Annotated in this window: 25 protein-coding genes; 8 read left to right on the top strand and 17 right to left on the bottom strand. The window is 61.6% G+C overall.

Annotation, left to right across the window (positions count from 1 at the left end; translation table 11 throughout):
• Positions 1 to 30: 30 nt before the first annotated feature.
• Positions 31 to 711, bottom strand: coding sequence for a DsbA family protein (locus tag ACZ0AI_RS09795; protein WP_463565577.1), 681 nt, complete (start codon positions 709 to 711; stop codon positions 31 to 33).
• A 101-nt stretch (positions 712 to 812) separates the two neighbouring features.
• Between ACZ0AI_RS09795 and ACZ0AI_RS09790 the strand changes: the two genes are divergently transcribed.
• A complete protein-coding gene (locus ACZ0AI_RS09790) occupies positions 813 to 1,694 on the top strand; it encodes a LysR family transcriptional regulator (RefSeq protein WP_463565576.1) in 882 nt (293 codons plus the stop codon).
• Between the two features lie 95 nt (positions 1,695 to 1,789).
• Here ACZ0AI_RS09790 and ACZ0AI_RS09785 read toward each other — a convergent pair whose 3' ends face one another.
• The 4 genes from ACZ0AI_RS09785 to ACZ0AI_RS09770 form a co-directional block, all read right to left on the bottom strand.
• Positions 1,790 to 2,716 (bottom strand): cation diffusion facilitator family transporter, encoded by a 927-nt coding sequence (locus ACZ0AI_RS09785; protein ID WP_463565575.1) that lies wholly within the window; start codon positions 2,714 to 2,716, stop codon positions 1,790 to 1,792.
• 331 nt (positions 2,717 to 3,047) lie between these two features.
• Complete coding sequence (locus ACZ0AI_RS09780; protein ID WP_463565574.1) at positions 3,048 to 3,362, bottom strand: AzlD family protein; 315 nt, start codon at positions 3,360 to 3,362, stop codon at positions 3,048 to 3,050.
• Positions 3,359 to 4,072 (bottom strand): AzlC family ABC transporter permease, encoded by a 714-nt coding sequence (locus ACZ0AI_RS09775; RefSeq protein WP_463565573.1) that lies wholly within the window; start codon positions 4,070 to 4,072, stop codon positions 3,359 to 3,361. The genes ACZ0AI_RS09780 and ACZ0AI_RS09775 overlap by 4 nt, the downstream gene beginning before the upstream one ends.
• Before the next feature lie 241 nt (positions 4,073 to 4,313).
• A complete protein-coding gene (locus ACZ0AI_RS09770) occupies positions 4,314 to 6,026 on the bottom strand; it encodes an amidase (RefSeq protein WP_463566088.1) in 1,713 nt (570 codons plus the stop codon).
• A 211-nt stretch (positions 6,027 to 6,237) separates the two neighbouring features.
• On the opposite strand from ACZ0AI_RS09770, the gene ACZ0AI_RS09765 reads away from it, so the two are divergent.
• The 4 genes from ACZ0AI_RS09765 (at position 6,238) to ACZ0AI_RS09750 (ending at position 9,324) form a co-directional block, all read left to right on the top strand.
• Positions 6,238 to 6,810, top strand: a complete 573-nt coding sequence (locus ACZ0AI_RS09765) for a flavin reductase family protein (RefSeq protein ID WP_463565572.1) — start codon at positions 6,238 to 6,240, stop codon at positions 6,808 to 6,810.
• Positions 6,811 to 6,889: 79 nt separating this feature from the next.
• Positions 6,890 to 7,231, top strand: a complete 342-nt coding sequence (locus ACZ0AI_RS09760; protein ID WP_463565571.1) for a hypothetical protein — start codon at positions 6,890 to 6,892, stop codon at positions 7,229 to 7,231.
• Positions 7,232 to 7,357: 126 nt separating this feature from the next.
• Positions 7,358 to 7,669: a DUF485 domain-containing protein gene (locus ACZ0AI_RS09755; protein WP_463565570.1), complete on the top strand. Its 312-nt coding sequence runs from the start codon at positions 7,358 to 7,360 to the stop codon at positions 7,667 to 7,669.
• The gene (locus ACZ0AI_RS09750) at positions 7,666 to 9,324 is read left to right on the top strand and encodes a cation acetate symporter (protein ID WP_463565569.1); all 1,659 of its coding nucleotides are present in this window, start codon (positions 7,666 to 7,668) and stop codon (positions 9,322 to 9,324) included. Before ACZ0AI_RS09755 ends, ACZ0AI_RS09750 begins: the two co-directional genes overlap by 4 nt.
• 300 nt (positions 9,325 to 9,624) lie before the next feature.
• Here the strand turns inward: ACZ0AI_RS09750 and ACZ0AI_RS09745 are convergent, their stop codons facing one another.
• From ACZ0AI_RS09745 to ACZ0AI_RS09705, 9 genes are all read right to left on the bottom strand, one after another.
• Entirely contained in the window at positions 9,625 to 10,656 is a 1,032-nt protein-coding gene (locus ACZ0AI_RS09745; RefSeq protein ID WP_463565568.1) for a GGDEF domain-containing protein, read from the bottom strand.
• Between the two features lie 172 nt (positions 10,657 to 10,828).
• Complete coding sequence (locus tag ACZ0AI_RS09740; RefSeq protein ID WP_463565567.1) at positions 10,829 to 11,227, bottom strand: GNAT family N-acetyltransferase; 399 nt, start codon at positions 11,225 to 11,227, stop codon at positions 10,829 to 10,831.
• A 72-nt stretch (positions 11,228 to 11,299) separates the two neighbouring features.
• Positions 11,300 to 11,632 (bottom strand): DUF2025 family protein, encoded by a 333-nt coding sequence (locus tag ACZ0AI_RS09735; RefSeq protein WP_463565566.1) that lies wholly within the window; start codon positions 11,630 to 11,632, stop codon positions 11,300 to 11,302.
• A 173-nt stretch (positions 11,633 to 11,805) separates the two neighbouring features.
• Entirely contained in the window at positions 11,806 to 11,937 is a 132-nt protein-coding gene (locus tag ACZ0AI_RS09730; protein ID WP_463565565.1) for a hypothetical protein, read from the bottom strand.
• Positions 11,938 to 11,980: 43 nt separating this feature from the next.
• Entirely contained in the window at positions 11,981 to 12,370 is a 390-nt protein-coding gene (locus ACZ0AI_RS09725; protein ID WP_463565564.1) for an NUDIX hydrolase, read from the bottom strand.
• A 3-nt stretch (positions 12,371 to 12,373) separates the two neighbouring features.
• Positions 12,374 to 12,766 carry a hypothetical protein gene (locus ACZ0AI_RS09720; RefSeq protein WP_463565563.1) on the bottom strand — a complete coding sequence of 131 codons (393 nt, stop codon included), beginning with the start codon at positions 12,764 to 12,766 and terminating at the stop codon, positions 12,374 to 12,376.
• 317 nt (positions 12,767 to 13,083) lie between these two features.
• Complete coding sequence (locus ACZ0AI_RS09715) at positions 13,084 to 13,785, bottom strand: YebC/PmpR family DNA-binding transcriptional regulator (protein WP_042554383.1); 702 nt, start codon at positions 13,783 to 13,785, stop codon at positions 13,084 to 13,086.
• Positions 13,786 to 13,944: 159 nt separating this feature from the next.
• Complete coding sequence (locus ACZ0AI_RS09710) at positions 13,945 to 14,454, bottom strand: hypothetical protein (protein ID WP_463565562.1); 510 nt, start codon at positions 14,452 to 14,454, stop codon at positions 13,945 to 13,947.
• Between the two features lie 94 nt (positions 14,455 to 14,548).
• Entirely contained in the window at positions 14,549 to 15,805 is a 1,257-nt protein-coding gene (locus ACZ0AI_RS09705; RefSeq protein WP_463565561.1) for a serine hydrolase domain-containing protein, read from the bottom strand.
• A gap of 154 nt (positions 15,806 to 15,959) precedes the next feature.
• Here ACZ0AI_RS09705 and ACZ0AI_RS09700 point away from each other — a divergent pair, with 154 nt between their 5' ends.
• Positions 15,960 to 16,205 (top strand): DUF2789 domain-containing protein, encoded by a 246-nt coding sequence (locus ACZ0AI_RS09700; RefSeq protein ID WP_463565560.1) that lies wholly within the window; start codon positions 15,960 to 15,962, stop codon positions 16,203 to 16,205.
• Here ACZ0AI_RS09700 and ACZ0AI_RS09695 read toward each other — a convergent pair whose 3' ends face one another.
• Positions 16,206 to 16,394 carry a hypothetical protein gene (locus ACZ0AI_RS09695; protein WP_463565559.1) on the bottom strand — a complete coding sequence of 63 codons (189 nt, stop codon included), beginning with the start codon at positions 16,392 to 16,394 and terminating at the stop codon, positions 16,206 to 16,208.
• Positions 16,395 to 16,512: 118 nt separating this feature from the next.
• On the opposite strand from ACZ0AI_RS09695, the gene dgt reads away from it, so the two are divergent.
• Entirely contained in the window at positions 16,513 to 17,985 is a 1,473-nt protein-coding gene (gene dgt, locus ACZ0AI_RS09690; protein ID WP_463565558.1) for a dGTPase, read from the top strand.
• A gap of 1 nt (position 17,986) precedes the next feature.
• Here dgt and ACZ0AI_RS09685 read toward each other — a convergent pair whose 3' ends face one another.
• Positions 17,987 to 18,721: a sulfite exporter TauE/SafE family protein gene (locus tag ACZ0AI_RS09685; RefSeq protein WP_463565557.1), complete on the bottom strand. Its 735-nt coding sequence runs from the start codon at positions 18,719 to 18,721 to the stop codon at positions 17,987 to 17,989.
• 97 nt (positions 18,722 to 18,818) lie between these two features.
• Here ACZ0AI_RS09685 and ACZ0AI_RS09680 point away from each other — a divergent pair, with 97 nt between their 5' ends.
• Entirely contained in the window at positions 18,819 to 19,643 is an 825-nt protein-coding gene (locus ACZ0AI_RS09680; protein WP_463565556.1) for an inositol monophosphatase family protein, read from the top strand.
• 7 nt (positions 19,644 to 19,650) lie between these two features.
• Here the strand turns inward: ACZ0AI_RS09680 and ACZ0AI_RS09675 are convergent, their stop codons facing one another.
• Positions 19,651 to 20,067, bottom strand: coding sequence for a GFA family protein (locus tag ACZ0AI_RS09675; protein WP_463565555.1), 417 nt, complete (start codon positions 20,065 to 20,067; stop codon positions 19,651 to 19,653).
• Positions 20,068 to 20,078 lie beyond the last annotated feature (11 nt).

Below are 20,078 nucleotides of genomic sequence, written 5' to 3'. Positions count from 1 at the left end.
CGGGGGCTCGAAAACGCGCTAGCGGCGCGATCAGCCCAGTGCGCTGCCAGCCACTTTGCGCAGCTCGCCCAACAGTACGTCGCGCCCTTGATACAGCGCTGCCGAGGGAATGGCGTGAAGCTTTTCATCGACCTGTACCAGCAGTTGCGGCACGCCACGGATGCCAAGCCTGTTCATCAGCTGTTGAGTCGTGTCGATGCGTGTCTGCGTCTGTCGGGCCAGCGCGTTGTCCGTTTCCAGACGCTGGCCCAGCTCCGTGGCGTCTATGGTGTGGCCTGCGTCGCTGAGAAACCTGGCCGTCACCTCGGCGACGACCTGTGCGCTGGAGGTGTTCGCGCCCGCCACATACCTGGCGACCTGCAACTGCCTGAGCAGTCCAGGCTCCAGCCCGTTGCCGATCAGCTGAACCAACGTCAGGGCCCGGTTGATGGCGGTGGAGTCGAATGGCGTGGCGCTATCCATCAGCACCTTGTCACGGTATGCCTCGCTGAACACTTCGCCGGTCGCCGCGGCAATGCGTTGATCGTTGCTCCACGCATAGCCCGCCCAATCGGCCGACATCTCCCGCGCCCCCAAGCCCGAGAACAAGCCGCTGGGGCACATCTCGAGCCGCTCAGGCCAGGCCTGTGCCAGCGTGGTCAGTGCTGGGGAGCTGGCGTAGCACCAGCCACACAGGGGATCGAAGATGTACTGAAAACGAACGGATGCCATGGCCAAAAGCCCTCGTGGAATGCTGATGGCGGCACTGTATTTGTTTGTTGGGCGGCGATATACGGGCCTATAGTTGACGCTTTGTTGCTTGAGACGAGCATATGGATCGCATCACGGCCGCCAAGGTGCTTCTGGAGACGGTCGCGCGTGGCAGCATCTCGGCGGCCGCGGCTCACCTCGACATGTCGCGAGCGATGGCAACCCGCTACATCGCTTCCATGGAGGAGTGGGCCGAAGCGCGCCTGTTGCATCGCACCACCCGCAAGCTCAGCCTGACGGCGGCGGGGGAGCAGGTGTTGCCGATTTGCCGATCGCTGGTGGCCTTGTCCGATGATGTGCGGGCGTTGGGCGTGGAGGCCGAGCGTGAACCCAAGGGGTTGCTGCGCATCACCGCGTCCTCGATCTTCGCCGAGTACTGTTTGACCGATACGCTGATGGCATTCCTGCAGCGGCACCCGGCCGTTTCCATCGATCTGCAGATCGTCGATCGCATGACCAATCTGGCGGAAGACGGAATCGATCTGGCGATCAGGGTCACCAACGAGCTCGATCCCAGCGTGATCGCGAAAAAGCTCGGTGAGGTGCGCTCGTTCATCTGCGCGAGCCCGGCGTACCTCGAGCGCCACGGCTGGCCGAGCGATATCCGCGATCTGGCGGCACACAATTTCCTCACCTATGCCTACTACGGGCGCAGCATCTGGCACTTCAATAGCGGCGGCGAAAACACCATGGTGCCGGTCACGGGGTGCTTCAGCACCAACGAGGCGTCCATCGTCGTACGTGCGGCCATGAGTGGAACCGGAATCGCCATGCTGCCGCATTTCGCTGCCGAACAAGCGATCAGGGACGGGCGCCTGGTACGCCTGTTCCCGGCAGCGGAGATAAAGCCGCTGGGCATCTACGCCGTGTACCTGTCCAGGCAGCGGATGCCGACAGCGCTACGCGCGCTGATCGACTTTCTGTCCACGCACCTGGCGGTGTGAGGCTGGTTCTGGGCTCGCCGGGTCATCATGAACTGCGCGTATTCCGAGCTGACGATTGAATAGTCGCCCTCGCAGAGCCAATGGAAGACGTCTTACTATCGAGCCCATTGCGGATCGGTCGTGAAGGCGATGGTCAGCCAGCGGTTGGGGCCTTCATCGCCAATCGCTTCACCAATGGCGTCGCGCAGCCTATCCCAGTCGTCCAGGGTCTGGGCCGGCCAGTCCGCAGGCACGATGAAGTACAGCTCTACCTGCAGGGCGCGGCCCACCTTGGCCACGTAGGCCTCATAGCCGATGAAGCCTTGCTGGGCCACCACGCCGGAAGCCACCTCGTCGACGTGCATCTTCAGCGCTGGCGGCGTGACGAGCAGAATATCGGCCAGCGCCTGGCGGATGGTCAGCAGCGGCATGGGGAGAATCACCAGGCAGATGATCGCCAGCACAGCAGGGTCGATGTACGGGCCAAGCCAGCCATAGACGTTCGAGGCGGTCAGTTCGCCCAGCACGAAGGCGATCAACAATGCCAGCGAGATGCTCCCGGACATGACCCAGGCCTTGGCGTCCAGGGCCACGAATTCCGAGCGGATGAGTTTGTTGGCGCGGAACTCCAGGACGGCGAGGCTGAAGCAGGCGACGGTTGCAACGAGCGCGTAGATGATCGCGAAGCCGAAATCGAGGGGTTTGCCGCCAGCCAGCAGGCTGCCGACCGCGTTGATCAGCGCGTACAGCGTCACGCCGCACAACAGCGTGCCGTTGAGCGCGAGCACCATGGGCTCCAGGTGCCAGAACCCCATATTGAAACGTTCGGCGAGGCGGCGGTTGGCGTCGCTGTTGGACGTGTGCTTGCGAATCAGGGTGGCCACGATCAGCGCCAGGCCGCTCATGCTGGCATCGGCGAGCGAATAGACGCCGTCAAAGACGATGGAGAAGGAGCCCGACAAGAGGCCGAAGACGATACCTCCACCCGCCAGCAGCAGGGTGACGGCGATTGATAGGCGCAGGATGCCTTGTTCTGTGTTCATGATCGATTACCGGGTACTGGGGCGAAATGCCAGGGCGAGATCTGTCACGTCGGAGACTCAAAAACTATCTTTAGGCTGGCCGGTTCCCTGGGCTTGGTGCCAGGAACGGTAGTCGGATTGGCTAACGACAGGCTCTGACGGAGCAGTTCCTGCACCTGCATTGCAGGAGCCTGGGGAGGAGAAACTGGCCAGCTCGATTGATATGGGCCAGTCAGTATAAGTTAGCGTCTGTGCATGGAAAATTGGCGAATCGGCAAGCCTTCAATGCATTTATGCAATGTTCGGCAGGCCCTGAAGGGGGGCAGTCTGGCCGATCCACCAAGCTGCTGCCTTAGAGCCCCGTTTGCCTGACGAGAGCGGCAACCAGTATCCCGGCAGCAATCGCCGGCAGTGGTTTTTTGACCAGCAGCATGACGATCGCCGTGCTGGCCAATGCCAGCCGTGCCCCGTTGTCACCCTCCAGCGCCAGGGGGGCCAGTAGTGCCACCAGTACCGAGCCGGACATGGCGCTGATGAACTGCTGGGTTCTGAGGTTTATCGGCACGAACGACATGACGAAAATACCGCCCCAGCGGGTAGCGAGCGTCACCACTGCCATCACGGCGACGACGATCATGGCGCCGGCACCGGTCGATTCGATCATCATGCTTTCTTCTCCATCCACAGGGCACCAAGCATGCCGCCCGCCAGTGCGCCGACGACTACATGGCTATTGCTGGGTAAATACCAGTAGGCCAGCAGCGAGGCGCAGGCCGCGACCGTCCAGATGATCAGAATCCGCAGGTTCTTCTGGCCGCCGACCACCATGGCCAGCAGGAAGCAGCCCATGACCATGTCCAGGCCGAAGCTCACCGGGTCGTCGATTGCACTGCCGAAGTAGATACCCAGCCAGGTTCCCAGTAGCCAGGCTGCCCACAGCGCCACGCCGCCACCGAGCAGCAGCCCCAGCCCCGGCTTGCCAGAGCCGAAGGCCTGCATGGACATGGCCCAGTTGGCGTCTGACGCGACCAGCATGACGCCGTAGCGCTTGGCTGGCGGCAGGTTGCTCAGCCAGGGGTACAACGTTGCGCCCATTAGCAGGTGACGGGCATTGATCGCGAACACCGTCAGCGCCAGAGGCACTAGCGGTATGTGGGTGCCCCACAGATCCAGCGCCGCGAACTGTGATGCCCCGGCGAAGACCAGTGCGCTCATGACGAGGCTGGTCTCGGTGCTCAACCCCGTCTGTGTGGCGGCCAGCCCGAAAGCCAGGCCGAACAACACGACGAAGGCCGAAATAGGCAGGAATGCCTTGAACCCATCCCAGGCGATAGAGAGGTTGATTGCTTGCAGGTCTTTACCGCTGTTCGACAACATATCGTTCCTGTTTATGCATCCGCTGCGCTCATCTACGGCGCAGTCGTGATCTCTCCGCTAGCGCTGTTGATTCGACTTTCTCCGCACAGGGTGCGGTGAGCCCATGGGGAAAGTATGTGTCGGGTGTATTCTTCCCGTAAATCGCATAATTCAGCTGCCTGTTATTCGAATTACGAATGCAGCCGGGAAGATTCAATGCGATTTGCTCAAGCCGTTTGCTCCAGTAATCGACGGGGCCTCATTACTCTGCCTCTGACAGCGGCGGGGTGCGCGGTGGAATCTGGCGTTTCGAGCCGGTCGACTCGTAGGCACAGGCCAGGCGCAGCAGCGTCGAGTCATCGTAGGCGCGGCCAGCGAAGGTCAGCCCGACGGGCATGCCGATATCGGCCATCACGCCCATCGGCACGGTGACTGTGGGCACGCCGAGGTGGCGAATGGCGAGGTTGCCGTTGGCGACCCAGATGCCGTTGCTCCAGGCGATGTCCGCAGAGGCGAGGTTGACGTCGGCATCCGCCGGGCCCACGTCGGCGACTGTGGGGAAGAGCACGGCGTCGAGCTTGAGCGTGTCCATCCATTGCTCGAGATCGATCTGCCGGGTCTGCTCCAGCCCGCGCAGGCCATCGGGCAGCGTGGCAATCTCGTTCCACGGGGTGATGCCGCGCTCGGCCATGCGCACGTACTCGTCCATCCCGGCGGCCAGATCATCCTCGCGGTTGGGCAGGGTGCCTGGGTCGTGGGGGAAAATCAGCGGCCCATCGACGTCGGCTAGGCGATTGAGTTTTGGATCACCATTGGCACGCAGGAAATCATCGAAGGCCCACGCCGACAGCTCCCAGAGTTCGTCATGCAGAAATTCTTTGGAAACCAGGCCACGGTTGAACACCGTCGAGGCGCCAGGGCGATCACCCTCGCAGTTGGAAACCAGCGGGAAGTCGACGTCGATCACTTCGGCACCGGCACTTTCCAGTGCCTTACGGGCGCTCTCCCACAGTGCGATCACCGAGGCGCGGGTATTGATCCGCTGCCCGGTTGGCCCGCCGATGCCTGGCGACTCGCTGGTGCCCGCTTCGGGGTCGGCATTGATGAACATGCGCGGTACGCCGAAGCGTTTGCCGGCCAGTGCGCCGGCATCCGCAGCCAGTGTGTGATAGGAGTCGGGGCGCACCGAGGAGGCGCTGGGAATCGGCACCCAGGGCTGCAGGCGCCACAGATCGCCACGGGTGTCGGGGTCATCGGCGACGACCACGTCGAGCACTTCGAGCAGATCAACCATGCTGCGCGCGTAGGGCACCACCACGTCCATGGTCGGCGTCAGCGGCCAGTTGCCGCGCACCGAGATCACTCCGCGTGACGGTGTGTAGGCGCACAGGCCGTTGTTGGAAGCCGGCCCGCGGCCGCTCGACCAGGTTTCCTCGGCCAGGCCGAAGGCGGCGAAGCTGGCAGCCGTGGCGGTACCTGCGCCATTGGATGAGCCTGAGGCGAACGGTGCGGTCAGGTACTCGGCGTTGTACGGGCTTTCGGCGCGGCCGTAGACGCCACGCTGCATGCCGCCGTTGGCCATGGGCGGCATGTTGGTCTTGCCCAGGCAGATAGCGCCGGCAGCGCGCAGGCGTTCGACGGTAAAGGCGTCGCGGTGAGCGAGCAGATCCTTGAAGGCCGGGCTGCCCGAGGCGGCGGTCAGCCCTTTGACCAAATAGCTGTCCTTGGCCGTGTAGGGGATGCCATCGAGCGGCCCTAGCGTTTCGCCACGGGCGCGGCGTGCGTCGGATGCCTCGGCCTCGAGCAGCGCGTCCGGGTTGCGCACCACCACCGCATTCAGCGCGGTGGCCGTTTGCGAGCCGTCGTAGGCATCGATCCTGGCGAGGTAGGCCTTGACCAGTTCGACCGCCGTGGTGCGACCAGTCTCGAGCGCGGCGCGCAGTTGGGCAATGGAAACTTCGGTTACCTCGATCATGATCTCACCACTGGTTGCTGACAGGCGGGCGACGTCTGGCGTCATGCTGCACCTGAAGGGGATGGAGGGCTCGAGCAAAGCCGGCACGGGCGCCGATTCTAGCGCGCGAGGGGCCGCCCGGGCGATCAAGTCATTGTCGATCCTCGCCGGGGATGGTTCCCGACGTCCGATACTGTAGATTGCCGTTTTCGACTTTCGCAGATGCGCAGCGATGGACAACCCGATCAAGCCAGTGAGCCTGGATAAAGCCTACCGGCTGCTCAACCACGGCCCCACGGTGCTGGTGTCGGCCCGCCATGACGGCGTGGACGGGGTGATGGCCGCCGCCTGGGCTTGTGCCCTGGATTTCGATCCGCCCAAGCTGACCGTGGTGCTGGACAAGATCACCGCGACCCGCGTGCTGGTCGAGCGTAGCGGCCAGTTGGTCATTCAGGTGCCCACGGTCGCGCAGCTGGAACTGACCCATCAGGTCGGCTCGCGCAGCCTCAACGACGAGCCCGACAAGTTGGCCACTACCGGTGTCGAACTCATCACCCTGAGCGATCAGGATCTGCCTTTCGTCGCGGGCTGCTCTGCGTGGCTGGCCTGCCGCCTGATCGTCGAGCCGCACAACCAGCAGACCTATGACCTGTTCATCGCCGAGGTGACCGGTGCATGGGCCGATTCTCGAGTATTTAGCGACGGACGCTGGCACTTCGAGGACGCCGATCCTGCCTGGCGCAGCATCCATCACGTAGCCGGCGGTCACTTTTATGGGATCGGCGAGGCGCTGAGCCGCAAATGATCCGCGCTGCGTGTTGTCTTAGCAGGGCATGAGGCGAAGGCGCCATTGCCTGGCGCCTCAACGGCTACCGGAGTTCGAGATGAAATCACTGATCGGTTTTACCCTGATGCTGGCTGTGCTGACCGCCACGGGCGCATCCGCCGACGAGCGCTCGCCGCAGACCATCCGCGTGATTCCCAAGGCTTACGTTAGCCCAGGCGCCAGTGGCAGCGTCGACACCTATGAGCGTCAGGAACGTTACAACCTTTATGGTGGCCAGCGCATACCGCAAGGTATCGATTCAAGCCGTTATGAAAGTGGCCAGCGCAGCTCGACCTTCGAGAGCCGCGGCGGCATTCGCCAGAGCACCGAATATCCGAACGGCTATGAGGTTCAGCGCTATCCGGGGCAGGGCACGCAGCAATATCAGCAGCGCCGCTGATGCTGCATCGGGCATTAGACTTTGGTCTAAAAAGCACTGGGCTTCGACTAAGGTCGTCTGTCGCAGGCTGAGCACAGATTTACAGTTATCCCAACCAGCATCCAGCTGGGTGAGGATAACAATAAAATGAACGACAGCATTTATCGGCGGATCGAGCAAAGTCCGCATTTCAAGGAGCTGGTAGCCAAGCGTGAGCGGTTCGCCTGGATACTCTCCGCCATCATGCTTGGCATCTACATCGGCTTCATTCTGCTGATCGCCTTCGTGCCCGGCTGGCTCGGCACACGTATCACTGATAGCTCTCCGATCACTTGGGGTATTCCCGTAGGCCTCGGCGTAATCCTCTCGGCCTTCGTGCTGACAGGTATCTACGTACGTCGTGCCAACAGTGAATTCGACCACTTGAACCAGGTGATCCTGGATGAGGTGGGCAAATGATCGGCCGTATCCTCTCCGCTCTGGCCCTTATGGCCCTGGCCCCAGCTTTGTGGGCCGCCGATGCATTGACTGGTGAAGTACAGCGTCAGGCCGTCAATACGCCCGCAATTCTGATGTTCCTGGCCTTCGTCGGTGGCACGTTGTGCATCACCTACTGGGCTTCCAAACGTAGCAAGTCCACGTCTGATTTCTATACCGCGGGGGGCGGTATCACAGGCTTCCAGAACGGCTTGGCAATCGCTGGTGACTACATGTCGGCGGCGTCCTTCCTGGGTATTTCCGCCCTGGTGTTCACGTCCGGCTACGACGGTCTGATCTATTCGATCGGCTTCCTGGTCGGCTGGCCGGTGATCCTCTTCCTGATCGCCGAACGCCTGCGTAACCTGGGCAAGTACACCTTTGCCGACGTGGCGTCCTATCGCCTCAAGCAGAAGGAAATTCGCACCCTGTCAGCCAGCGGTTCGCTGGTGGTGGTGGCGTTCTACCTGATCGCGCAGATGGTCGGCGCCGGCAAGCTGATCCAGCTGCTGTTTGGCCTCGACTACCACGTGGCGGTTGTGCTGGTCGGTATCCTGATGGTGATGTACGTGCTGTTCGGCGGCATGCTGGCTACCACTTGGGTACAGATCATCAAGGCAGTGCTGTTGCTCTCCGGTGCGTCGTTCATGGCGTTCATGGTGATGAAGCACGTTGGCTTCAACTTCAACACCCTGTTCACAGAAGCAATCAAGGTTCACGCCAACGGCGAAGCGATCATGAGCCCCGGCGGTTTGGTGAAAGACCCGATTTCGGCGATTTCCCTCGGCCTGGCGCTGATGTTCGGTACTGCCGGTCTGCCGCACATCCTGATGCGCTTCTTCACCGTGGGTGACGCCAAGGAAGCCCGTAAGTCGGTGTTCTACGCTACCGGCTTCATCGGTTACTTCTACATCCTGACCTTCATCATCGGCTTCGGCGCGATTCTGCTGGTCAGCACCAATCCGGCCTTCAAGGACGCTGCTGGCGCTCTGCTGGGCGGTAACAACATGGCAGCGGTGCACCTGGCCAACGCCGTGGGTGGCAGCATCTTCCTGGGCTTCATCTCGGCCGTGGCTTTCGCCACCATCCTCGCGGTGGTTGCCGGTCTGACCCTGGCCGGTGCCTCGGCGGTATCCCACGACCTGTATGCCAGCGTGATCAAGAAGGGCAACGTCAACGAGAAGGATGAACTGCGCGTATCGAAGATCACCACTGTGTGCCTGGGTGTCCTGGCCATCGGTCTGGGGATTCTCTTCGAGAAGCAGAACATCGCCTTCATGGTGGGCCTGGCGTTCTCCATCGCGGCGAGCTGTAACTTCCCTGTGCTGTTCCTGAGCATGTACTGGAAGAACCTGACCACCCGTGGCGCAATGATCGGTGGCTGGCTCGGCCTGATCACTGCCGTGGTGCTGATGGTGCTCGGTCCAACCATCTGGGTCACGGTGCTCGGTCACGAGAAGGCGATCTTCCCGTACGAATACCCGGCGCTGTTCTCCATCATCGTGGCATTCGTCGGTATCTGGTTCTTCTCGATCACCGACAAGTCCGAATCGGCTGCAGAGGAACGTGCGCTGTTCCTGCCGCAGTTCGTACGTTCGCACACCGGCCTGGGCGCCAGTGGCGCTTCGTCTCACTGATCGATCCTGCTGTAAGGAAAAGGGCGACCTGAGGGTCGCCCTTTTCTTTTGTTGCGATTGGCAATCAGGCGTTAGCTGGCCAGGTGCGTTTGCAGTGTTGCGCCGTCGGGCTAGCAGGCTGTTGAAAAACTACCTGCGTGGCCATCGCGGCGTTAAAAACAGGCTAAAAATGCTCATTTACAACACGTAAACTCCGCTTTTTCGCCTGTTTTTGCCTTGCGCTGGCTGCCTCGCCAACGTTTTTCAACGGCCTGCTAAGGCTAGCTCTTGTATAGGTGGCACCTGCGCTTGAGGTTGTTCCTAGCTTGGCTCGAGCGTTGTGTCGCGATCAATATGGATACGGTTACGGCCTGCGCCCTTGGCCTGGTAGAGCTGCTGATCCGCACGCTCCAGCCAGCTTTCCCATCGTTCGCCCGCTCGTAGCACCGATCCACCCATGGAAACCGTCACCGCGCCGCCAGGGCTGCTCAGGTGCTCGGCAATCTGCGCCTGCAAGTGCTCTGCAGCCGAGAGCAGCCCTTGTTGATCGGTGTTGCCCAGCAACAGCAAAAACTCTTCACCACCAAAGCGAAACAGCCGATCTTCTTGGCGGACGCTGCGCTGGGCCAGTTCGACGAAATCCACCAGCACCTGATCGCCGGCCTGATGGCCGAAGCGGTCGTTGATCTGCTTGAAATGGTCGAGATCGATCAGGAGTACCGCGGCGCTGATGTCATGCCGGCGAAGGTTGGCCATGGCGATCTTCAACTCGTCGTTCATCACCCGGCGATTGCGGGCACCGGTCAGCGGGTCGCGGGTGGCCCAGGCGTGTAGCTGTTCGCGCTGATGTTGGGTGCGGTAGGCAAAGATGAAGGTCAGCACGCTGGCCATCAGCGCGGTGACCAGAAACGACAGCATCTGATAACGGCTTTCGAATACCGTACCCGGCAACAGCAGGGCGTACACCGCCAGCGCTGCGACCACCAGTACGGTGGCGAGCAGCGCCCTTGGCGGTGACACCATGAAGAAATTGAAGAGGATCAACGGGTAGATCCAGAACAGCCCGTTGACCCCCAGATTGATGGTGATCAGCGTGGCGCATAGCGAGAAGATGCCGGCCAGCCAGACACCGGGCTTGACCGTGTCGCCGGTGCGCCAGGCATGGATGACGGCCATGATGGTCGACAGCACGATCACCGTATCGGCGATGCTGACCAGGTAGTTGCCGTGCAGGGCTCGATAGACGGCATAGGGCGAAATGCCGAGCACGCCGAACAGACCCATGAGGGTGATGATCGACAGTTGGAAGTCCTTGCGCAGCCGCGCAAGCAGACGCTTCACGTGAATAGCCATGGTGCTTTCATTCTTGTTGTGGACGCGCATGCTCGATGACTACGGACAGGTCGCTGCCCATAGGAGTTCAACCCCGGTCAGCCGTTCACATTGGCGAGCGCTTTGGCGGGCGGCAAGTGGGGGAAGTGGTCAAAGTGCCAGCATATACGCCAGGAAGTACGAACGGTGCACTTCAGCGCAGCATGGCGACCAGTGTTTTGGTACGCCGGTAGCGGGCCAGGCGCTCGGCCAGCGGCGAGGGCAGCTCGTCACAGGGCTGAAAACCCAGGCGCTCGTAGAGCGGCTGCAGGTCAGGGTGGCAGAACAGCCAGGTAGGCTTATCTGTCTCCTCTAGCGCCGCGGCGATCAAGGTGCTGGCCAGGCCTTGTTGGCGCCGCGCTGGCGCGACCAGCAGGCTGGTCAGCCAGTGGCCGTGAGCTGCCTCCTGCAGACAAAGTGCGGCAACAATCTCGCCGTCCCTGGCGACCCAGACCTGATGGTCGCCGCGGGTGCGCATGGCGGAGCGGTGGCTGCGATAGAACTTGTCCGCCAATGGGCGCAGATGATCGGGCAACAGGCAGAACACGGGCATGGCAGGCTGCAGCGTTGAATGGCTGGCCAGTCTAAGTTGCGGGCGAGAGTGAAACCAGTGGTTCGCGCCTGATCAGCCGTTCGCTTGCAGTTGCCGTTGCGCGCTGATTTCCGGCAGATCCTCGCGACGCAGGTAGATGCGTAGCGGCTCGCCGAGGTTCAGGCGTTCGTCGATGCGCAGATCGGACAACAGGCCCAGGCGTTCGCGTTTCAGGGTCATCAGTTCGGGCGTCTCGCCAACTGCCCAGACGAACTCGCTGGTCGGCGTGATGCTGTCTTCGGCGATATTGAGGCCAAAGGAGTCTTCACTGAAACGCACGATGTGCTGACCAGTCTTGACGTTGAAGCCGACGAACCCTTTCAACTGGTCGGCGGCTGCGCAGATGTCGGCAGAAGTGATAGCCATGGTGAACCCTCGAGGATACGGAGCGGATCACCACAGGCTACGCACTGGAAACAAAGAGACCTTGCTGCAGATCAATGGATGGCAGGCGGTTCAGTGGACGCCTTGTCGCAGAAGCTCGGATTGCGGTGGAAACCCTGGCCCTATGATCGAGGCTGTCGATAGGCCTGATGCACTCAGCCTTCGGGATCGATGCCGCGCGGTAGGTCTGCATCGCGAATCGAGTTGGAGGCCCGATAGTTCGGCGCTTGCAGGGCGCTGCGGATTTTTTCGTAATCCTCGTACGAAAGGCCGCTGCGGCTGATCATCTCCAGGGCGAACTGCTTGACCTCGGCGTTTGTGTAAGGTCGTTCAGCGGCTGACTGCGGGGCGGCGCAGCAGCGGCGCCAGGTCGTCGGTGCGCGGGTCGTGGGCGCTCAGCCAGCGCAGCTCTTCCAGCTCGGCTGCGGGCAGTACCGGGTGTGGGAGCAGGGCCCTGAAAATATCGGCCTCGACCCGGGTATCCGCTTCGTTGGCGGCGACTTCGCCGAAATGGCCCAACTGCACGAACGCCGACTCGGGCAGATGCAGATCCAGCTCTTCGTGGAGTTCACGCAGGAGCGTCTGCAGCGGTGTTTCGCCCTCATCACGTTTGCCGCCGGGCAGCATGAACATGTGCGTGCCGCGCTTGCGCACCAGAAGCAGGCGACCCGTTTCGTCGAACAGGCAGGCTGCTGCGATGTGCAGAGTACGTGGGGGCATGGCTCAGTGCAGATTCTTTGGCTGCATCAGGTCGTCGAGCAGGCCGACTTTCACTGCCATCAGTGGCGAGTTGTTGATCCACACATTGTCGATGACGATGGTGCGGCCGATGTCTTCCTTGTCGGCAGCCACGAGCAGGTAGTAGGTACCGTCTTCCGGTGCTTCGCCATCCCAACCCAGAGTGGTCATGCCAATTACGCTAGACGAGCGGGCGGGCTTGTTGGGAATCACCGTGCCGTAGGCGTCCATCAGAACCGCGTGCGGCTTAAGGGCGAACTTGTTGATGCCCATGCAGGTGTGATCGCACAGCGAGTTGACGTTTAGACGATAGCGCTCGCCCTGTTTCAACTGGAGGGAATACAAACGGTAGTTGGACAGCGAACTGCCAAACTGCATGTTCGCGCTCCCGACCTTGCCAGGTGGCAGAGCGGAATGCGCATTAAGCGGCAGCGGAACAACCTGGGCGTTGTGGATCGCTTCCAGGTTGCTACGAACGATAGTGTCGTGGTCGGCCGTGGTGGAGGGCGACGACGATTGAGGCGCGCTACTGCAAGCTCCAAGCATTAAGCAGGCGGCGAGAACGAGTGACTTGTGCAAGATGCAGCTCCTGTGCGGCAATGTTCCGCTCTGCGATTTATCCGCAAAGAAGGAAGCCGCACAGTATAGCCGGTTATTGCGGCAATACCGTGATGAACTGCCGCAATTGGCCTCTGTTAGCCTGCCAGACCTACATAGACGTTCTGTACATCGTCATGGTTGTCGATGGCTTCGAGGAAGGCTTCGACTTCTTCACGCTGCTCGGGCGTCAGGTTCGCGACCGGGTTTTTCGGGCGGTAACCGAGGTTAGCCGAGTTCACTGTGAAGCCTTGTTCCGGCAGTGCACGGCTGACCAGATCGAGATCCGTCGGCTCGGTGATGAACAGGGTGTTGCCTTCATCGGCTTCGTCGAAATCCTGAGCGCCGGCTTCGATGGCCGCCAGTTCCGGGTCGGCGCCGCTCTCGCTGGAGGCCTCGATCAGCCCGACATGGTCGAAATCCCAGGCGACCGAGCCGCTGCTGCCGAGCTGGCCCTTGCGGAATAGCACGCGAATCTCCGCTACGGTGCGGTTCACGTTGTCGGTCAGGCACTCGACGATCAGCGGCACCTGGTGCGGTGCGAAGCCTTCGTAGGTGGTGCGTTCGAAGTTGACCGTCTCGCCGCTCAGACCTGCGCCTTTCTTGATCGCCCGATCCAGAGTGTCCTTGGGCATCGAGGCTTTCTTGGCCTGATGGATGGCCAGACGCAGCTTGGGGTTCATGTCCGGATCGGCGCCGTTACGCGCGCAGACCATGATCTCCTTGACCAGGCGACCGAAAATCTTGCCTCTGGCGTTGGCGGCGGCTTCTTTAGGTTTGGCTTTCCACTGGGCGCCCATGTCTGTTCTCTCGACTATGCGGATGATGGATAGGCGCAGCCTTGCGTTGGCGGGTAAGGGCTGCGCGGCGAATCTGGTGGCGGATTTTAATCCGTCGTCGCCGCGCTGGCACCCTGCAAATTGCTTTACAGCCTCATAACGCGTGCAGCAATGCCAGCGTCAGGGCGTCTGCACCAGTTGATTGACCAGTTCCAGCGCCTTTTCGAATGATGGGTAACCGCTTTTGGCGACGTCCAGTTCGGAATAGTCGGCGCGATATTCCTCCGCGCGTATGAGGTCGGCCTCGTCGACCAGGTAGGGCTCCGACCAGATCTTGTAGAGCAGGGCCACGGCATAGGGTTGCTGCTGCGCGGCAGCATCTTCCAGCTTCTTGAGCACTTCTTCGGTCTGCGGGCCTTCGCGAATCATCAGAATCGCCTGATAGAACTCGACCTCTCCGCGTTCATCCAGGCTTTCCGCGCGGCGTAGCAGGGCGTTGACCAGCTCGTGGCTTTCCATGTCGCCGGACGCCACCAGCATCTTGGCTTGCAGCATATCGTTCTGGTAAAGCAGTTGTTGGTCGCGGCAGCTGTCGCCGCTCAGGGGCTCGTCGCAGGAAGTCGAGGAGGCGCAGCCACCGAGCATCAGGCTCAGCAGCAGGCAGCCAACGCCGTGTCGGCAATCAATCATAGGTATCCCTCAGGCAAATCTGATGTATCGACCAGCACGGCGTCGCCGGGTTCGACCAACCGACGATCTTTGTGGTGCGCGCGAGCCGGCCCGATCAACGCAATGCCTTCACCGCAGCGCCGATGAAGGCATAGGTTTCCATTTCCCGCTCATCCATTTCCGGCTTTGGCCAGGTGCTCCAGATCACCGCCACGACCTTTTCCTTGGGGTTGATATAAAGGAACTGGCCAAAGATGCCTTGGGCCTCGAAGGCGCCACCGTCGTGCTCCGGTAGCGCTGCGGCGCCGGTGGGGAACAGCCACCACTGGTAGCCATAGCCGAGCGCGTATTCGCCGTCATACAGCTTGCCGGGTTCCAGGTGCGAACCTGGGGTGGCGCGGGTGGCACTTACCAGCCAACCGGCAGGCAGGATGCGCTCGCCGTCGATCACCCCGTCATTGAGGATGAATTGGCCGAAGCGTCCGTAATCGCGCAGGGTTGCGGACAGGCCGCTGCTGCCGATTTCCTGGCCAGCACGGCTGTCCAGTTGCCAGAAGGCATCGCGCTCCATACCCAGGCGCGACCAGATGCGCTCGGAGAGGTAATCGCTGGTGGTCATGCCGGTTGCTGCGCGAACCAGTTCGCTCTGCAGGTGGGACTCACCCGTGCTGTAGGCGAATGTCGTGCCTGGGGCGTGGGCTTTCTTGAGCCCGGACATCTGCTTGAGCAGGGCGCCAGGGTTGTTGGCCAGTTGCAGCTCGAACATGCGACGCCGGTCGGATTTAGGGTCGCGGTAGGTTTCGTCCCAGGCCGCGCCCGAGCTCATCTGCAGCATCTGTTCGACGCTCACACCGTCATAGGCGCCGCCCTTGAGTTGTGGCAGGTAGCGGGTCAGCGGGTCTTTCACGCTGGCGATACTGCCCTGTTGCACGGCGGCACCTATCAGCGTCGAGGAGATCGACTTGACCACGCTGAACGACGTCCAGCGGGTACTGGCGTCGTTACCCATGGCGTATTTTTCCAGCGCGACCTTGCCGTCCTTGATGATCAGCACGCCGCCGACCTGATTGCGGCGCATGAACTCGTCGACACCCAGTGACTGGCCGTCGACGCTGTACTGCACCGGTACTTCGGCACGGGCTGGCAGTGGATAGACCTTGGGGCCGCGGGGCACGGTACGGGTGAAGAACAGCTCGTCCATGTGCCGGTAGGTGCCAGGTTGGTAGGCCGGACGCAGCTCGTAAAGATCCTGGGCACGGCCGATCCGCTCGGGTTTTTCGGCCGGAGGTGTCTGCGAACTGGCGCAGGCACCGAGCAGCAGGGCGATTGCGGGTAGAACGAGGGCGTTGCGGCATGCGGCTCTGGTGCTCATGGTGCTTTCCCGATCATGGCTGTTGGCTTCAACCATAGCCGATAACGGCAGCGAGCAGCCGCTGAACCGTGGGCCGGAGAGGTTGAACTGTCGTTCGTCGACGTCGCTCTATTGCGTACGTGCATGAAAACCGACTTACCTGACGGAGACCTACATGGAACTTCCCAATAAAGACCTCGGCACCCTGTTCGCACAGCTGGGGCTGGATTCCGACCCGGCCAGCATCGACGCCTTCATTGCCGAGCACTATCCATTGCCCGATGAGGTCAAGGTGTCCGAGGCGCCGTTCTGGAACGAATCCCAGGCGGCGTTTCTGAAAGAAGAGCTGCTCGAAGACGCCGAGTGGGCGCCGGTGGTCGATGAGCTCAACGTGCGCCTACACGAGAGCAAGCCGGTTTAGCTAAACCTCCGTCAGGCGCTGCAGCTCGCGCCTGACCATGGCCGCGTACTCGGGAGGCGACAGGCTGTATAGCTCGCTGGCTACCCAGCCCAGCCAGCGAGGCCCGAGCGCCGCCTGCTGCTCCAGCAGACGCAGGGCTTCGGCGCTGGCCTGCTCGGCTTGTTGCTGGTGAAAGTCGGCGCGGCTCATAGCGAGATCTCTTGCGGTTCAATGGGCGTGGTGCCCATTCTCGCCACGTGCAGATGCTTGGTAAACCGCTCCTTGCGCGTTAGGCTCGCGGTTTCTGCGCCTGGTCGAGACTCAAGCGATGCTTTCAGTGGTGAATTTCAAAGACAGGATTGTTGCACTGCGCCCTGGCGATCAGGTTGGCGTAGCAGCCGATGTCGATCTGTTTTATGCCTTCGAAAGCGACCGTGGGCGCATCATCAATTCTGCGGCCATCCGCCGTCTGCAACAGCGCACCCAGGTATTTCCCCTGGAGCGAAACGCCGCGGTGCGCAGCCGCCTGACCCATTCGATGGAAGTGCAGCAGACAGGGCGCTTCATCGTCCGCACGCTGTATGTGCAACTAGGTGAGCGCGCCGTGGATTACGGCCTGGATGGCTTGCAGGGCGCGCTGGAAAGCCTGGTGGAAATGACCTGTCTGATGCATGACATCGGCAATCCGCCGTTTGGCCACTTTGGTGAGTTCGCCATCGGTGAGTGGTTCGATCGTGGGCTGGACGGCTTGTTTGCCGTAGCTTTACCGCAACCGCCGTACAACGACGAACTGCACACCCGAATGCGTGCCGACCTGCGCAATTTCGAAGGTAATGCCCAGGCCGTGAGGCTGGTGGTCAACCTGCAGCGCCTGCGCCTGACCTACACCCAGACCGCGGGTCTGCTCAAATACCTGCGCCCCGCCTATCAGCCGAAGCCTGCCAAAGGGGCTGCCAACGCCTACCTGAACAAGAAACCGGGCTTCTATCTTTCCGAGGAAGACTTCGTCACGGGCCTGCAGCAGAAGCTGGGTCAGCAGCCGGGGACGCGCCATCCGGTGGCCTACATCATGGAGGCGGCCGATGACATTTCCTATTGCCTCGCCGATATCGAGGATTCGGTGGAGAAGGGCATTCTTGGCGTTGCCGAGCTGGCGCCGCTGCTGATCGACACCTTCGCAGGCATGCAGTCGCCCGATGTGCAAATTCCCGGCTCGCTTCACTCGTTCCGCAGCCTGGTGGAGCAGGCGCTGGAGAGCTATCACCAGGAAGAAATCAACAAGGCTGGTGAGTTCTTCGTCAAGCTACGGGTCAGCATGATCCACCCGCTGGTGCAGCACGCTGCACGTCAGTTCATCGATAACATCGAATCGGTATACGCCGGCACACTGGACCGTGCGCTGATCGAGGACGACAGCCTGCCTCACGCCATCGTGCAGACTTTCAAGGATGTCGCCATGGCGCGAGTGTTCTGCCACCGCGAGGTGGAAACCCTGCAGTTGCAGGGCTACCGAATCATCCAGGGCTTGCTGGACAGCTATGGCGCGCTGCTGCGCGTCGATGCGCAGACCTTTCTGGAATTGACCGAGGGTCAGTGCCGTCGTGAGGCCTATCTGCAGATGCTTGTGCGGCGCCTGCCGGGGCAACTGCTCAAGGCCTACCGTCAGGCTGTGCGCGAGTCAGTCGGGAGCGATCAGGCCGCCTGGGAGTTCTACTACCGCTGCCGTTTGCTGCAGGATTTCATCAGCGGCATGACCGATCAGCATGCACAGGACGAATACCGCACGTTGTCGGCCTTGTAGTTCAGATGTTCTTCCAGATCAGCTGCAGCCCTGCGACCAGCATGCCTATGCGGGCGATGCGGTAGAACCAGGTGTGGTTGATCCGCGACTGCAGCCACAGGCCCGTCCATACGCCGAGCGGTACGATGGGCGCGAGCATCAGACTGAGCAGCAGATTCTCCCGGCTGAACTGCCCGAGCCAGGTGTAGGGAATCAGTTTCATGGCATTGGTCAGCAGAAAGAACATATTGATGGTGGCCACGTAGCGCACTTTTTCCAACTGCTGCGGGAGCAGGTGCATCATCACCGGTGGCCCGCCGGCATGAGCAACGAAGCTGGTAAAGCCGGCCAGCGACGAGAGGATCAAGCCGCGCTTTGGCTGCAGTGGGCGAGGTGCTGGGTCGGTCTTGAGCAACCCCATCAACACGAAGGAAATGGCGATGAGGCCGATCAGCAGGCCGATCAGGTTCTCGTTGAGCAGCTCGAAGGTCAGCGAGCCGATGGCGATGCCGATCAGCGCGCCGGGCAGCATGACCTTGAGGTTGGCCACGTCCCACTTGCCCCAGTAAGCCTTGAGCCCGACCACGTCGGCCAGGCAGAGTATCGGCAGCATCACCGCCACCGCCTGCATCGGTGAGGTGGCCAGGGCCAGCAACGGCACCGCGATGCCGCCCAGCGCGCCGCCGAAGCCGCCTTTGGAAAGGCCGGTGAGAAAAACTGCCGGAATGGCGAACAACAAGAGGTCGACGAGGGTCATTGCACTGCAGCCCGATCAGGAAGCGCGCAGGGTAGAGGCTGTTGCCGCTGCATCGCAAGTCGGCTGATTCCCGCTGTCACTCAGGAGTGCCCCGAGCATGTCGAACGCCAGCAACGTAACCAACCAGGATCTGACCGCTCGTTACGCGTTTGCCAAACGCGTAGCCGTGGAAGCCGCCGAGCGCGGCATGAGCTACTACGCACGGCGCCACAGCCTGGCCGTGCAGCACAAGGGCGATGACCTGCAGGATGTGGTGAGCATCGCCGATCAGGACGTGGAGGCCTTCATTCGCGCCGAGCTGGCCGCGCATTTTCCCGAGGACGGCATCGTTGGCGAGGAGGGCGGTAGCGGTGGCCTGGAGGCTCGCTGCATCTGGGTGATCGATCCCATCGACGGCACCGCGTGCTTTCTCAATGGCTTGCACAACTGGTGCGTGTCCATCGGTCTGCTGGTGGATGGGCAGCCGCTGCTCGGGGCGATTGCCGATCCCAATCACGATGAGCTGTTCCATGGGTTCATCGGCCACGGTGCGTTCGTCAACAAAACGCCGCTGGCGGTTCATAGCGCCTGCCATGTGCGTGAGGGGCTGGTCGGCGTGGGCACTACTCACCGGGCGGGCAAGGAGAACTTCTTGCCCTTCGTCGGTGCGCTGCTGGATGAGGGTGGCATGTTCCTGCGCAACGGTTCCGGCGCCCTGATGACTGCCTATGTGGCGGCTGGTCGCCTGATCGGTTATTACGAAACCCACCTGAAAAGCTGGGACTGCCTGGCCGGCCTGGTGCTGGTACGCGAGGCCAGTGGTCGGCATAACGATTTTCTGCGTGGCGATGGGCTGCTCGGCGGTAATCCCTATCTGGTCGCCGCGCCGGGTGTCTACGAACAGCTGGCGGCTATGGTCGGCCCGTCGCTGGACGCCGATTGAGGCATTGTCATGTGGAGCTGTATTGCGCGAACAGTTGTTCGCCGGTCAGCTCCCGCGTCTGATTGGCGAAGCAGTAGTAAGCGGGTTTGGCATCAATGAATACCTGGCTTTCGAACTGCCAGTTCTCCTCGCCGTCGAGCAGGCCCACCGGCACTGCGTAGAACCCACCACTGGTGAGACGATAGAACAAGTGGGTGCCACATTCCGCGCAGAATGCACGCTCGGCCCACTCTGAAGACGCGTAGGTGCGCATATGCTGTTGCCCGCTGAACTGCGCGGTTTCCCCTTCGACCACCAGCAGCGGGCCACCGCCCCATTTGCGGCACGTTGCGCAGTGGCAGGCGCTCACGTTTGCAGTGCTGACCCGCAACGTAAGGCTGACCGCCCCACACAGGCATCTGCCGTGTTTCTCAAGATGAGCCATGCTGCGCGCTC

Source organism: Pseudomonas sp. AC355 (genome assembly GCF_979258205.1).
This window is presented reverse-complemented; position numbering and strand designations above follow the sequence as displayed.